A 13,161-nucleotide genomic window follows, 5' to 3' on the forward strand; every position below is an offset into this window, starting at 1 on the left:
GAAGGTGCGAAGACCTCAGAAATCGAGACCGAGATCCAGCGTCTGCGCCGAATGGGTCAGCGCGCCGGAGGAGATATAATCAACCCCCGTGGCTGATACCTCGGCAATGCGGTCGCGGCGCATATTGCCGGAGGCTTCGGTGACCAGATGACCTTTGGCCATCGCCACGGCCTTCGTCAGGGTTGGCGTGTCCATATTGTCGAGCAGCACCACATCGGCGCCGCCCGTCTCCAGCACCTCCTGCAACTGTTCGAGGGTGTCCACCTCGATCTCGACCTTCATCATGTGGCTGACGTTGGCCGTGGCTGCGCGCAGGACGGCGGCGACACCGCCTGCGGCGGCGATGTGATTGTCCTTGATCAGGATCGCATCGGAGAGACCGTAGCGGTGGTTGTATCCGCCCCCATGCAGCACGGCCTGCTTTTCGACCATGCGCAGACCGGGTGTGGTCTTGCGGGTGCAGGTGATGCGGGTGGCGGTCCCCTTGGTCTCTGCCACAAAGGAGGCCGTCAGGCTGGCGATGCCAGAGAGGCGGCCTGCAAAATTCAGCGCCACACGTTCGCCCGAGAGGATCGACGCGGCTGATCCTGCGATGGTCATCAGGGTCTGACCGGGAGTGCAGGGGCTGCCGTCAGCCACGCGCGTTTCGATCTTCAGCGAGGGATCAACCAGATGAAAAGCGATGCGGGCAATCTGCATACCGGAGACAACGCCGGTATCGCGTGCATTGAGGCGGGCCTCATAGGTGGTGCCTGCCGGGATCACCGCGCGGGTGGTGATATCCCCGCTCTGGCCGAGGTCTTCCAGCAAGGCAGCGCGGACCAGCGGTTCCAGGATCAGGTCGGGCAGAGTGGCAAAGGACGGGGTCATGTCGGATCCTTGACGGCGGCGGCGCGGATCGCACGCGCCTCGGTGAGGGTAATACGGGTGCGATGGGCCTGCGCCGGGTCGGCCTCAGGATAATCGTCGCGGAAATGGCCGCCCCGGCTTTCGCGGCGGTCCAGCGCGGCGGCAGCAATCAGGGTGGCGGTGGCGCACATATTGGCAAAGCTCTCGTCGTCGCCGAACTCTGCCAGCAGCTCCTCGATCGTTCTGAGGGCGGTTTTCAGCCCGGCTTCGTCGCGGCGAACGCCGACATGGGCAGTCATGGTTTCGCGCAGGCGGGCGATGGCGCTGGCCGGGGCGGCGGGCGTTGTGGCAGGGGCGAAACTGAGGGACAGTGCAGGCGGCGTGCGCATCTGGTCCGGTTGCGGGCCAAGTGTTGCGGCAATGTCCCGGGCAGCGGTGCGGGCATAGACCAGAGCCTCCAGAAGCCCGTTGGAGGCAAGCCGATTGGCGCCATGCAGCCCGGTCGAGGAGGCTTCGCCACAGACCCATAGACGGCCGAGGCTGGCGCGCCCCTGCATGTCGGTGTCGATCCCGCCCATGTGATAATGGGCGGCAACCGCCACCGGGATCGGGTCCGCAACGGGATCAATACCGGCGCGGGCGCAGGTCTCAGCCACGGTTGGAAAGCGGGTCAGCACCTCGGCGCCAAGAGCTTCGCGGGTGTCCAGCATCGGGCGGCGGCCGGCCTGGGTTTCGGCAAAGATTGCGCGGGCGACGATGTCACGAGGGGCCAGTTCGGCGTCCGGGTGCGCGGCCAGCATGAAGCGGATGCCGTCCTTGTTGATCAGCGTGGCGCCATCGCCGCGCAGCGCCTCGGTGGCGAGAGGCGCGGGGTCTTCGCCGATGTCAAAGGCGGTGGGGTGAAACTGGACAAATTCAGGATCAGCAATGCGGGCACCGGCGCGGGCGGCAAATCCGATCACCTGGCCCCGGATGCGGGGCGGGTTGGTGGTATGCGCAAACAGCCCCCCGGAACCGCCCCCCGCCAGAAGGATCGCAGGGGCGCGGATCAGCACGGGCACCGAGGTGCCGCCAGCATCGCTGACCCAGACGCCGGTGACGCGGTCGTCTGCCACCTCCAGCCGCACGGCCTGGGTGCCTTCGTGGACCTGAACCGAGGCTGTGGCGCGCACGGCGGCAATCAGCGTTTCCATGATCTGCCGACCGGCCTGATCGCCTTTCACCCGGACGACACGAGCCATGGAATGGGCGGCCTCGCGGCTCATGACAAAGCCGCCGTCAGCGGTGCGATCAAAGGGTGTGCCAAGGTCGGTCAGATCGAGAATATGATCCTGGGCAACCTGTGTGACCATGGCGGCGACCTCGGGGTCGACAGTGCCAGCACCGGCGCGCACCGTATCGGTGGCGTGGGCGGCAGGGCTGTCGGCCTGATCCATCGCGGCGGCAACGCCGCCCTGCGCCCAAGCCGAGCTGGCCCCCTCACCAAGTGTTTCGGGTGAGATCATCAGCACCGGCCGCGGGGCCAGTTCGAGGGCGGCATAGAGCGCGGCCATCCCCGCGCCAACGATCACCACGCGATCAGTGTCACAGGCGGCGGTGGCTTCGGTCAGGGCCTGCACATCCAGCTGGGCCTCTGCCGTGTTGTCGGCCTGATGGTCAGAGACGACCTTGGCGCCGGGGGTGTCCAAGGATCAGATTCCCAGTTTCTGGCTGAGATCAATCATCCGCTGCACCGCCACACGGGCCTTTTCGGCGACCTCGGGATCGACTTCGACCGGTTCGGACATCGTGTGCAGCGACCAGAGGATTTTCTCCAGCGTGATTTTCTTCATGTAGGGGCACATGTTGCAGGGGCCGACGAATTCAACCTCCGGCAATTGGTCGGCAATGTTCGAGGCCATCGAACATTCGGTGATCAACATCGCCTTTTCGGGCTTTTCGTCGGTCACATATTTGATGATGCCACTGGTGGAGCCGGAGAAATCGGCCTCATTCACCACATCCGGCGGGCATTCGGGATGCGCAATCAGCCGGGTGCCGGGGTTCCATTCGCGGAAATCGCGCAGGTCCTTGGCGGTGTATTGCTCGTGCACGATGCAGGAGCCTTCCCACCAAACCACGTTCTTTTCCGGCACCTGCTGAGCGATGTTCTGCGCCAGATACTGGTCCGGGGTCATGATCACCGTGTCGGCGTCCTGTGCGGCCACGATCTGGGCCGCGTTGGAGGAGGTGCAGCAGATATCGGAGGCGGCTTTGACTTCAGCCGTGGTGTTCACATAGGTGACAACCGGCGCGCCGGGATATTTCGCCCGCATCTGGGCGATGCCCTCTGCGGTGATCGATTCCGCCAGCGAACAGCCGGCCTCCATATCGGGGATCAGCACGATCTTGTCGGGGCTGAGGATCTTGGAGGTTTCGGCCATGAAATGCACACCGCATTGCACGATGACGTCGGCCTCCACCTTGGTGGCCTCCATGGCGAGCTGGAGGCTGTCGCCCACCACGTCGGCGACCCCGTGGTAGATTTCAGGCGTCATGTAGTTATGCGCCAGAATCACAGCGTTGCGTTCTTTTTTCAAGGCGAGGATGGCGGCGACATAGGGCGCGTAGGTGGCCCAGTCGACGGGGTTCACCACCCGGTCCATCTTGGCGTAGATCTCTGACATCTCTGCGGCCAGAGCAGGATTTGGCGCAAGGTCATAGTGATTGGCGAGCTGATCGCGCATGGTTTGCAGATCGAACATGGCATTTCCTCAAAGCTGCGCCTGACGTGGCACTTTGGGGAATTCTTGTTTCATGTTCACATTTAGCACGCAAGCGAGTGCAGCCGCTTTGTTGCGTAAAAACCGGAAATCCTGGTGCAAATCGGCGGCAATCGGGGCGCATCGGCAACCTGACGCTGGGGGCGGTGCCAAGACCATCTGACCATCGGGCGATGTCAGCGCAAACAGTGCGCGGTCAATTTGTCCAATTTTCACACCCGGTGTCGTTTTTGTCTATTGGGCGGGCTGATATTGTGGTTTGCAGATAGCGTTCACACAGTATCGGGAAGCGGTAAGACCGGTCCCACAAGGGAGAAAATCCGCCTCCATGTCTGATCTCTGGGAAGGATTGGTCCAGGCCTTTTGGCTGGTGGTCACGCTGGATGGCGATCTGGTCGAGATCACGCTGCGTTCGTTGCGGGTCACTTTGACCGCGTTGCTGGTGGCCTCGGTGATTGCGCTGCCGCTGGCGGCGCTGCTGTCGGTGCGCCGGTTTCGCCTGCGTCGGGTCACTATTGCGGTGCTCAACGCCCTGATGGGGCTGCCGCCGGTGGTCGTGGGGCTGGTGGTCTATGTGCTGCTGTCGCGGGCCGGTCCGTTCGGGGTACTGGGGCTGCTGTTCACCCCGACCGCGATGATCATTGCGCAGGTGATCATCATCGTGCCGCTCATCGCCTCGATCGCGCATCAGTCGCTGCGCGATCTGTGGAGCGATTACCACGATCTGCTGATTTCGCTGAATGCCAGCCAGAGCCAGCGCATTGCGACGCTGCTGTGGGACGGGCGGCGGGCGCTGCTCACGGCGGCGCTGGCCGGGTTTGGTCGCGCGATCGGTGAGGTGGGGGCGATCATGATCGTTGGCGGCAATATCGACCATGCCACCCGGGTGCTGACGACGGCGATTGCGCTGGAGACCGGCAAAGGGGATTTTGCCATGGCGCTGGGGCTTGGCTTTGTGCTGATCGCGCTGGCGGTGGCGGTGAATCTGACCATCCACTGGCTGGGTCAGACCGAGAGCGAGGGCCGCTGGTGAGCAAGGTGAGCAGTCTTTTTCCGCTGGTTGTCGAGGCGGCGCAGGTGCGCCGCCGTGGCAAGACACTGATCGGTCCGGTGGATCTGCGGCTGGACGGGCAGGGGACGACCATCGTGATCGGGCCGAATGGTTCGGGCAAGACCTCCCTGCTGAAGATGCTGCATGGCATCCTGCGACTGGGGCAGGGGCGGATCAGCTGGGGCTGCGCCATGGCCGAAGCCCAGCGGCGCCAGGCCTTTGTGTTTCAGACGCCGGTGATGATGCGCCGCTCTGTGGTGGAAAATATCGCCTATCCGCTGCGGCTGAACCGGGTGCCCCGCAAGGTGGCGCTGGCCGAGGCCGAGATCTGGGCTGAGCGGATCGGTCTGGGCGGCGATGCGCTGCACCGGCCTGCGGTGCTGCTGTCGGGCGGTGAGCGGCAGAAACTGGCGCTGGCACGGGCCCTGATCCGCAAGCCGCAGCTGCTGTTCCTGGATGAGCCTTGCGCCTCGCTCGACGGGCGCGCCACTCGCGAAATCGAGGAGATCCTGACCGAAGCGGCAGCGGCAGGCACCCGGCTGATCATGTCGACCCACAATATGGGTCAGGCGCAGCGTCTGGCGGATGAGGTGCTGTTTGTTCTGCACGGTCAGATTGCCGAGTTTTCAGCGGCGGAGGCATTTTTTACCCGACCCCATACCGAACAGGGCCGCGCATTTCTAAGAGGAGATATTGTCGAATGAAACGGATTGTGCTGGGGGCACTGGCTGCGCTGACAATGGGGACGGCGACGCTGGCGGAGGAGATGAAGCTGGCGGTGACCACATCCTTTCACAACTCCGGTCTGGCAGAGGTTCTGCTGCCGCAGATCAAGTCGGATCTGGGGCTGGAGGTGCATCTGTTGGTGGTGGGCACCGGTCAGGCGATCCGTCTGGGCGAGGCGGGTGATGTGGCTGCGATTCTGGTGCATTCGAAGAAGGCCGAGGAGGCGTTTTTGGCAGGCGGCAACGGCACCCATCGCCGCGAGATCATGTATAATGATTTCGTCTTTGTAGGCCCCAAGGCGGACCCGGCGGGCATTGGCCGCGCGCAGTCGGCAGCGGAGGCACTGCAAAAAGTGGCCGCATCCGAGGTGGCTTTTGTCAGTCGCGGCGATGACAGCGGCACCCACAAGAAAGAGCTGAGCCTGTGGGCCGCGGCGGATCTGTCACCTGACGGATTTGGCGGCTGGTACAACGCTGTTGGCGCAGGCATGGGGGCAGCGCTGAATACAGCCTCTGGCATGGGGGGCTACATCATGTCGGACCGCGCAAGCTGGCTCAATTTCGCCAACAAGGGCGATCTGGCGCTGCTCTATGCGGGGGATCCGGTGCTGTTCAACCAATATGCCTATCTGCCGGTCAACCCGCAGAAACACCCCCATGTGAAGGCAGAATCCGCAGCCCGGCTGGAAGGCTGGCTGGTGTCGGATACCGCCAAGGAGCTGATCAACGGCTACCAGATCAATGGCGAGGCGCTGTTTGTGTTCAACGCGGCGCCATAGGCGATAGCGGCATCCACAGCGGTTGCAATGTGCAGACGCCGCGCCTGAGCGCGGCGCCTGGCCCAACGGGAGCGGGGGGCTTTGACCCGCCGCACTCCGGGCGGGAGGGGCCGGTTGCGGGCTTCGCGCCGTGCGTGGTCAATCAGTCGTCGGTCACATGGATGGCGAATTGTTCCAGGCCCGCCTCCTGCGGCTCGATGCTGCGATAGCTTTCCTTGACACCCGCCTCTGTCAGCTCGCGCATCACCGTCAGCAGCGTATTGGGCGCGTGATCGGCGCAGAGTTCCGCCATATGTGTCAGCTCTTCCGCAGCCACCGGGCGGGCGGCGGCCAGATCCGGGGCGCCGTAGTAGCTGACGAAATGCGCGGCCAGCAGATCGGTGAGGCCTGCCAGCTCGCTCTCCTCGATCCGCGTCACCGCAACGAAGGTGACACGCCCGCCGGTTTCCAGCCCCATCCAGCCATTGGCAAAGGCCTGGCGTTGCTTGCCGATCAGATCGGCCTCTTCCCAGTTGGAAAACTCAAACCCGCCCGAAATACACCATTCGCCGGTGCGGGCCGGGCTGGCAAAGACGTTCTGATCGCTCTCGTCGAAATGAATGGCGCGGGCAAGCTGCATCACGGTGTCTCCAGTAGGGTGGTCAGGGGGATCAGATGGGTTGTCGCCTCGTCCCGCAACAACAGGCCGAAATCTTCGTCCACGCCAAGGAAGGTGCCATTCAGGCCCGCATGGGTGACGGTTTCGCCAATATCCTGGGCAAGGCCGCGCCAGGTCGTGTGCACCGGCTCCGTGCCGTCCTCTTCCCAGCGGTTGATCCAGTGCAGCGCGTGGCGGGCCCAGCTTTCCAGCAACTGGCCTGCATCCACATCGGCGCAGCCCTCGGCATAAAGCGCGGTATCCTCGGGACGATCGCCGGTTTCCCCGTCGCTCGGCGGCCAGAGCGGCAGGTCGAGGCCGATGACCAGCCAGTCTGGCACCTCTGATGGCGCGGTTGTACTGGCGGCGGCACGCAGCCGACCGCAGCGCCCGCCGTTGATGCGCAGACCGCAGTCCCATTGCAGATGCACCGCCACCTCGGGCGGGGCCAGCGCGCCAAGGGCGTTTTGCAGTGCAATACCGCAGACCGGAAGCATGGTCATGGCCTGCCGCAGGGCAACCTCGGGCGCAAAGACAAAGGCCGCCTGAAGCCGGTCATGCAGCAGGTTATGCACCACCAGACCTGCGTCGCAGCCCAGAACCGCCTTCTGACAGGCGATGGCAAAGGGATCGTCGGCCCCGCTGAGCGCGAGCCCCTCCATCAGGGGGGGGAAGCTGAGGTCGCTCATTTCGGCCATCGGATCAGGCCTGACCCTTGGCGATCAGATCTGCCGCCAGATCATGGAACGCCTTGGCCTGCGCGCTGTCGGGTTTGCTGACCGCAATCGGCGCGCCACCGTCGGCGGCAACGCGCACATCCAGATGCAGCGGGATCTCCGCCAGCAGCGGCACATTCAGTTTCTCAGCCTCGGCAGCAACGCCGCCATGGCCAAAGACATGTTCCTCATGCCCGCAGTTGGAGCAGATATGCGTGGACATGTTTTCCACCATGCCGATGATCGGCACGTTGAGTTTCTGGAACATGTCGATGCCCTTGCGGGCGTCGATCAACGCCACGTCCTGCGGGGTGGACACCACGATGGCGCCGTCCACATGCGCCTTTTGCGCCAGCGTCATCTGCACATCACCGGTGCCCGGCGGCAGGTCCACGATCAGCACGTCCAGCGCGCCCCATTGCACCTGCATCATCATCTGCTGGAGGGCCCCCATCAGCATCGGGCCGCGCCAGACAACCGCCTGATCCTCGTTGGTCATCAGGCCGATCGACATCATGGTGACCCCGTGGTTGCGCATCGGCAGGATGGTTTTGCCATCCGGGCTGGCGGGGCGACCGGAGACCCCCAGCATCCTGGGCTGCGAAGGGCCGTAGACATCAGCATCAAGCAGGCCGACACGGCGGCCCTGAGCGGCCAAGGCACAGGCGATATTCGCCGAAACCGTGGACTTGCCGACGCCGCCCTTGCCGGAGGCAACCGCGATGATCCGGTCGACGCCGGGAATTTTCTGCGGCCCCTGCGGCTGGGCGGCCGGTTTGGGCTTCAGGTCCGGCGGCGCCTTTTCGGAATGGGCCGTCAGCATGGCCGAAACCTTGCCCGCGCCGGGCAGCGCCGTCACCTTGGCGTCGGCTTCATCGCGCACGGGCGCGTAGATATCGGATTTGGCCGGGTCGATTTCCAGCACAAAGCGGACTGTGCCCTCTTCGATATTGAGCGCGCGGACGATGCCAGCGGCGACAATATCGCTGCCGGACACCGGGTCTTTGATGGTCTTGAGCGCCTCTAGGACAGTTTCACGAGTGAGGGACACGCCGGGGTTGCTCCTTATTGGGGCGAGCTTGGTCTAAGCTGGCTTGATTGTTTTTGATGGCCTGCGGGGCTTTTGGCCCCGGCTGTAACGGCTCTTGACGGGGATGTAGGTGGTTTCCTAGCATTTCATATGGTCTGGGTATGTACTCTTTTGCGCGGTTACGCGGGAATACTGGCGATAATTCTGCTTGCGCTGATCCTGCGACCGGCCAGCGGACAGGCCGAGAGCGATCCGGCAAAGCTGCGACTGGCCGCGCCTGCGCCACTGGTGGAGACCGGGGTGCTGGGGTTTCTGTTGCCGCGGTTTTCGCTGAAGACGCAGGTGCGGATCGAACTGGTCGACAGCAATGATGTCGCCGAGATGATGCTGGGCACGACCGGCCAGCCCGTGATGGAGGGGGACGGGACCGTCTGGCATCTGGAGCTGATCGCGCCGGATCACGCCGGGGCGCGGCGCTTTGCAGACTGGCTGACCTCTGATGTGGGCGCGCGCACGATCGCCGCCTTTGCCCCCGAGGGGCGCCAGATGTTCCGGGTGCCGAAGCAGGCACAGGCCGCGGTGGCTGTGACCACATGGGACGGCGACGCCGGACGCGGATACGATCTGTCCAAATCCCACTGCGGGCGCTGTCACGCGGTGGAGGAGGCCGGACGGATCAACAGTATCGGCTCGACCCCGTCGTTCTATGTGTTGCGCAGCCTCGCCAATTGGGAGGAGCGGTTTCAGGCCTTCTACGCGCTGAACCCGCATCCCGCCTTTACCCAGATTGCCGAGATCACGCCGCCCTTCGACGAGGCACGCCCCTCGCCGATTGTTCCGGTCGAACTCACGCTGGACGAGCTGGAGAATATCCTCGCCTATGTGGCCGTGCTCAGCCCCGCGGATCTGGGGGCGCCGTTGGAGCATAAGTAGCGTCATCATCTTATCGCGGCATTTCGGGATCAGTGATCCTTGCGTTTGCTGAGGTAGTCCTCGGTGGTGCGGACACGGGGGCGCTCCGCGCCTGCAAAGGGCGAGTTCTTTTGATGGAACTGCGCGTTGACTCGGCAATTGTCACACATCTGGATCATCCGGGCGGCATCCGGGTTGGCGAACATCGAATGTTTCCCGGCCAGTTTCTCGGTGATCTTGTCGATGGTGGATTTGACGCCGAAGAGCGAACCGCATTCGACGCAGGCAAAGGGTTCTTCCTCGTGCAGGACCACCTGTGACAGCGCGTCGGAGGTCAGGTTCAGGCGTGGCTCGTAGCGGATCGCGTCCTCGGGGCAGACATTGGCGCAGAGACCGCATTGCAGACAGGCATCCTCCTGAAAGCGCAGCTGCGGCAGGTCCGGGTTGTCCCCCAGCGCGCCGGAGGGGCAGAGCGAGACACAGGAGAGGCAGAGCGTGCATTTGTCGGCGGCGACCAGAACAGCGCCATAGGGGGCGCCTTCGGGCAGGGGCAGCGTTTCGGCTTCGGGCAGCAGAGCCTTGGCGGCCTGACGGGTGATCTGGCGCCGTGTGCCCATCGGGCGCTGCGGGGTTTCCACCCGCGCCTGAGCGCCGCTGCGGTCAAAGAGGCGGTCGCTCAGCTGATCCGGGTCGTTCAGCTCCAGCAGATGCAGGTAGGGCCCGGCAATCGCCGTGGCCAGAGCCAGCTCTTGGTCCTGCACGTCGCGCTCAGCCCTAGGCGAGAGCAGCACCGAAACCTCGGCGAAACCGGCAGCGAGGGCGGCGAGGGCTTCGGCGTGACCAAAACTGTTGAGCGCCTCAACCGACAGGGGGATCACATCCGCCGGCAGGCCGCGGCCGTGGCGGGCGGCCAGCTCGACCATCTGATCACCGTGCTGATCGACCACCAGCAGGCGGGGGGCGCTGCCGCCAGCCTCTGCATATGCCTTGGCCAGGGTCTGGATCCGGCGCATCAGCGCATCGGTTGGCGGCGCGTCATAGGTGATTGCGCCGGAGGGGCAGAGCACGGCGCAGGAGCCACATCCGGCGCAGATCATCGGGTCAATGCTGACATGATCGCCGGCCGGGCTGATGGCACCGGTCGGGCAGACATCGAGGCAGCGGGTGCAACCGGTCTGCTCGGCGCGCGAATGGGCGCAAAGCAACGGCTCGCTGCGCACGTAGAGGGGTTTTTCGAAAGTGCCGACCAGCTGGCTGGCGCTCAGCGTGGCCTCGGCGACGGCCGGGGCGGACTTTGGATCGGCGCGCAGGTAGCCGTCACGTTTTTCGGGCGCGGGAAACAACGGCTGGACGCCGCGCAGGTCGAGAATGATATCGCAGACCGACTGCCCGCCGTCGCGCGCCTCGTCCCAGGTCCAGCTGCGCCCGGTGACGTCCAGCTGTTGCAGCCGGTCGATGGTGACGGAAAACTGTCCCAAGGCGCCTCGCGCATGGCGCAGCTGGCCGGAAATCACATCGTAGGCGCGGCTATGAGGGGCGTCGCTCGGCGTCTCGAGAAGCACGGTCACCGCGAGGCTCTCCTGCAGCCGCTCGGCTGCGGCATAGGCCACCTCCGGCGCGCCAAGGATCAGGCAGAGCCCCTCCGAATGCAGGTCTATGGTCTTTGACAGGGGCGGTGTCAGCGTTGCCTCAGCAATCAGCGCGGTCATTTTGGGCAGCGTCGAGGCGGTATCAGCGGTCCATCCGGCCCGGTCGCGCAGGTCGGCAAAGGCCGGGGCCGGCTGGTCGATTTCCTCTGCCAGCGCCTCGAAAATCCGGTGCTCCTGGGCGCAGCAAATAATTGCGTCCCCCTGCGAGATGGCCTGTGCCGCCTGTTCGATCTGATCGGTGCAAAGCGCTGAATGCAGCTTTGAACAGGGCAGGCCTGTGCTACGGGACAATGCCTCGGAATCGATTGATTGCGTTCCGGCACAATCACATAGAATCAATTGCTTAGACATGTTTTCTCCGCGTGTTTCTCGCTTGGTGAAAGCAGCAGAAATCCGCCGCTCCGGGCTTAGACTAGGCATGTTTGCGCAAGCAGGTAAACCGCAATTTGCCGGTCAGCCGTGCCGCCGGGTGGCTTAGATGAGGCAAGTGATTCGCCGTGTCGGGGCATCGCGCTTCCCCTGCGTTAAGCCTGAGTCAATTAGTCGAATTAGACTTTTCGTCCGGACTGTCCAAAGGGGGCATATCGGGCTGGTCAAATTGACCTTTGATGTTGATTTAACGCGCCATCAGCAAAAGTTATCTTCCCGTGTGGTCGCAGAATGCGGCACTGTTTTGTCAACCGAACTGACCAAATAGGGCGTTGACGTGTCTGAGACCGGGGATCGCAGTGCAAAGACGGATGTGATGCCGCTGGGTGTCGTCCTGCGGCGTCAGCCAGGGGTGACCCGTTGGGCGCGCTGGTCGTGGAAGGCAACCTCGGTGCTACCGGGTGCGGCGCAGGCGGACTGGCAGCTGTTACGCGAAGCGGGCGAGGTGCGGGAGTACCACGCCGCCACCCTGCCGCTGGAGCTGCACCGGAGCGAGGCCGAGGCCTATCTGCACGGGCTGACCGCGGAACCACCCTGCATCTATGTCGTCCTGCGCGACGGCGTGTCGGACGATCGGCCGCTTGAGGTGCTCTTGGTGACGGCCTCGCCCTATGAGGCGCAGGATTACGCCGACAACGGCGAGGATCTGGTGGAAAAAGTACCGATGCCGGACGGGCTGATTGCCTGGGTCCGCGATTTTGCGCAGCTGCATTTTCACGACGAGCCGTTCAAGAAACGGCGCCGGGACCGGGTCAAGACCGACGCCAGCGAGGACGGAATCGGCGATCCGCGCATCTCGCAGATGACCGATGTCTATCGCTCGCCCGCCCTGAAGAAGGCGCGCCTGTCATGAGCCGGGATGATTTCTGGTCCCGCCGCCGCGCCCGTGTTGCGGCCGAACAGGAGGCCGAGGCTGCCGAGGTCGCTGCTGCCGCACGTCAGGCCGCCGAAGAGGCGCTGGAGGAGAAAAGTGACGCCGAGATCCTGCAAGAGCTGAACCTGCCGGACCCCGATGAGATGCAACAGGGCGATGACTTCAGCGTGTTCCTGAAAGAGACCATTCCGGCGCGGATCCGTACCCGCGCCCTTCGCCGTTTGTGGACCAGCAATCCGGTTCTGGCCAATGTCGACGGGCTGTTGGATTACGGCGAGGATTTCACCGACAGCGCCATGGTGATCGAGAATCTTCAGACCGCATATCAGGTCGGCAAGGGCATGACCGCGCATGTAGAGGAGCTGGCGCGGCAGGCGGAAGAGGCCGCAGCCACGACCGCTGACACCGAGCAGGAGGCCGAAGCGCTGGCCGCTGAGGAGACGGTCGCGGCTGTCGCGCCGCATGAGGCAGCCTCATGCGACTCTTTGCAGGCCGGTGCTGGGCAGGCCGAGACAGCGCCGCTCGAATCCGTGCGCCGCCCGACCATGGGCTTGCAGTCGCCGTCAGATGGTGCCGGTCCAGACCATGCACAGGAGGCGGCGGCCCGGATGCCGTCAATGCCGACAGCGGCTGATCCCGTCTTTGCCGCTGTTGCTGATCCCGTTCCCGATCCGGTGGCGTCGGCGCCGAGGCGTATGCGCTTCACCTTTGCCGCTGACACCAACGCACCCGTCACCTGACCCACCCG

General features: G+C 64.3%; 13 protein-coding genes. 6 read left to right on the plus strand and 7 right to left on the minus strand.

Annotated elements, in window-relative coordinates; genetic code table 11:
- Window positions 1–15 precede the first annotated feature (15 nt).
- Genes nadC through nadA form a run of 3 tightly spaced genes read right to left on the minus strand, consistent with a single transcriptional unit; the run spans window position 16 to window position 3,593 of the window.
- Window positions 16–870 carry a carboxylating nicotinate-nucleotide diphosphorylase gene (gene nadC, locus VXL81_RS12135; RefSeq protein ID WP_416554455.1) on the minus strand — a complete coding sequence of 285 codons (855 nt, stop codon included), beginning with the start codon at window positions 868–870 and terminating at the stop codon, window positions 16–18.
- The gene (locus VXL81_RS12140) at window positions 867–2,537 is read right to left on the minus strand and encodes an L-aspartate oxidase (RefSeq protein ID WP_416554456.1); all 1,671 of its coding nucleotides are present in this window, start codon (window positions 2,535–2,537) and stop codon (window positions 867–869) included. Before VXL81_RS12140 ends, nadC begins: the two co-directional genes overlap by 4 nt.
- A 3-nt stretch (window positions 2,538–2,540) precedes the next feature.
- Window positions 2,541–3,593 carry a quinolinate synthase NadA gene (gene nadA, locus VXL81_RS12145; protein WP_340547423.1) on the minus strand — a complete coding sequence of 351 codons (1,053 nt, stop codon included), beginning with the start codon at window positions 3,591–3,593 and terminating at the stop codon, window positions 2,541–2,543.
- Window positions 3,594–3,939: 346 nt separating this feature from the next.
- Between nadA and VXL81_RS12150 the strand changes: the two genes are divergently transcribed.
- The 3 genes from VXL81_RS12150 to VXL81_RS12160 are packed head-to-tail and all read left to right on the plus strand — an operon-like array spanning window position 3,940 to window position 6,166.
- The gene (locus VXL81_RS12150; RefSeq protein WP_340547422.1) at window positions 3,940–4,644 is read left to right on the plus strand and encodes an ABC transporter permease; all 705 of its coding nucleotides are present in this window, start codon (window positions 3,940–3,942) and stop codon (window positions 4,642–4,644) included.
- A 5-nt stretch (window positions 4,645–4,649) separates the two neighbouring features.
- A complete protein-coding gene (locus VXL81_RS12155) occupies window positions 4,650–5,366 on the plus strand; it encodes an ATP-binding cassette domain-containing protein (RefSeq protein WP_416540009.1) in 717 nt (238 codons plus the stop codon).
- On the plus strand, window positions 5,363–6,166 hold the full coding sequence (locus tag VXL81_RS12160) for a substrate-binding domain-containing protein (RefSeq protein ID WP_416554458.1): 804 nt from the start codon (window positions 5,363–5,365) through the stop codon (window positions 6,164–6,166). Before VXL81_RS12155 ends, VXL81_RS12160 begins: the two co-directional genes overlap by 4 nt.
- A gap of 142 nt (window positions 6,167–6,308) precedes the next feature.
- On the opposite strand, the gene VXL81_RS12165 is transcribed toward VXL81_RS12160, so the two are convergent.
- The 3 genes from VXL81_RS12165 to apbC are packed head-to-tail and all read right to left on the minus strand — an operon-like array spanning window position 6,309 to window position 8,570.
- A complete protein-coding gene (locus tag VXL81_RS12165) occupies window positions 6,309–6,785 on the minus strand; it encodes a DUF6505 family protein (protein WP_416536615.1) in 477 nt (158 codons plus the stop codon).
- Window positions 6,785–7,492, minus strand: a complete 708-nt coding sequence (locus tag VXL81_RS12170) for a DUF4444 domain-containing protein (protein WP_416554573.1) — start codon at window positions 7,490–7,492, stop codon at window positions 6,785–6,787. Before VXL81_RS12170 ends, VXL81_RS12165 begins: the two co-directional genes overlap by 1 nt.
- A gap of 13 nt (window positions 7,493–7,505) precedes the next feature.
- Complete coding sequence (gene apbC / locus VXL81_RS12175) at window positions 7,506–8,570, minus strand: iron-sulfur cluster carrier protein ApbC (protein ID WP_340547418.1); 1,065 nt, start codon at window positions 8,568–8,570, stop codon at window positions 7,506–7,508.
- A gap of 129 nt (window positions 8,571–8,699) precedes the next feature.
- Here apbC and VXL81_RS12180 point away from each other — a divergent pair, with 129 nt between their 5' ends.
- The gene (locus tag VXL81_RS12180) at window positions 8,700–9,482 is read left to right on the plus strand and encodes a hypothetical protein (RefSeq protein ID WP_340547417.1); all 783 of its coding nucleotides are present in this window, start codon (window positions 8,700–8,702) and stop codon (window positions 9,480–9,482) included.
- 29 nt (window positions 9,483–9,511) lie between these two features.
- On the opposite strand, the gene VXL81_RS12185 is transcribed toward VXL81_RS12180, so the two are convergent.
- A complete protein-coding gene (locus VXL81_RS12185; RefSeq protein WP_416554460.1) occupies window positions 9,512–11,461 on the minus strand; it encodes a 4Fe-4S binding protein in 1,950 nt (649 codons plus the stop codon).
- A gap of 394 nt (window positions 11,462–11,855) precedes the next feature.
- On the opposite strand from VXL81_RS12185, the gene VXL81_RS12190 reads away from it, so the two are divergent.
- On the plus strand, window positions 11,856–12,392 hold the full coding sequence (locus VXL81_RS12190; RefSeq protein WP_340547534.1) for a DUF3305 domain-containing protein: 537 nt from the start codon (window positions 11,856–11,858) through the stop codon (window positions 12,390–12,392).
- Complete coding sequence (locus VXL81_RS12195) at window positions 12,389–13,153, plus strand: DUF3306 domain-containing protein (protein WP_416554462.1); 765 nt, start codon at window positions 12,389–12,391, stop codon at window positions 13,151–13,153. Before VXL81_RS12190 ends, VXL81_RS12195 begins: the two co-directional genes overlap by 4 nt.
- Window positions 13,154–13,161 lie beyond the last annotated feature (8 nt).

Source organism: Phaeobacter sp. JH204B, from assembly GCF_048055755.1.
GTDB classification, from domain to species: domain Bacteria; phylum Pseudomonadota; class Alphaproteobacteria; order Rhodobacterales; family Rhodobacteraceae; genus Phaeobacter; species Phaeobacter bryozoorum.

What these genes read in the sequence shown, in the direction of transcription:
- nadC (WP_416554455.1), bottom strand. Translation starts at nt 870, where the DNA reads ATGACCCCGTCCTTTGCCACTCTGCCCGACCTGATCCTGGAACCGCTG.
- nadA (WP_340547423.1), bottom strand. Translation starts at nt 3,593, where the DNA reads ATGTTCGATCTGCAAACCATGCGCGATCAGCTCGCCAATCACTATGAC.
- VXL81_RS12150 (WP_340547422.1), top strand. Translation starts at nt 3,940, where the DNA reads ATGTCTGATCTCTGGGAAGGATTGGTCCAGGCCTTTTGGCTGGTGGTC.
- VXL81_RS12160 (WP_416554458.1), top strand. Translation starts at nt 5,363, where the DNA reads ATGAAACGGATTGTGCTGGGGGCACTGGCTGCGCTGACAATGGGGACG.
- VXL81_RS12165 (WP_416536615.1), bottom strand. Translation starts at nt 6,785, where the DNA reads ATGCAGCTTGCCCGCGCCATTCATTTCGACGAGAGCGATCAGAACGTC.
- VXL81_RS12170 (WP_416554573.1), bottom strand. Translation starts at nt 7,492, where the DNA reads ATGAGCGACCTCAGCTTCCCCCCCCTGATGGAGGGGCTCGCGCTCAGC.
- VXL81_RS12180 (WP_340547417.1), top strand. Translation starts at nt 8,700, where the DNA reads ATGGTCTGGGTATGTACTCTTTTGCGCGGTTACGCGGGAATACTGGCG.
- VXL81_RS12185 (WP_416554460.1), bottom strand. Translation starts at nt 11,461, where the DNA reads ATGTCTAAGCAATTGATTCTATGTGATTGTGCCGGAACGCAATCAATC.
- VXL81_RS12190 (WP_340547534.1), top strand. Translation starts at nt 11,856, where the DNA reads ATGCCGCTGGGTGTCGTCCTGCGGCGTCAGCCAGGGGTGACCCGTTGG.
- VXL81_RS12195 (WP_416554462.1), top strand. Translation starts at nt 12,389, where the DNA reads ATGAGCCGGGATGATTTCTGGTCCCGCCGCCGCGCCCGTGTTGCGGCC.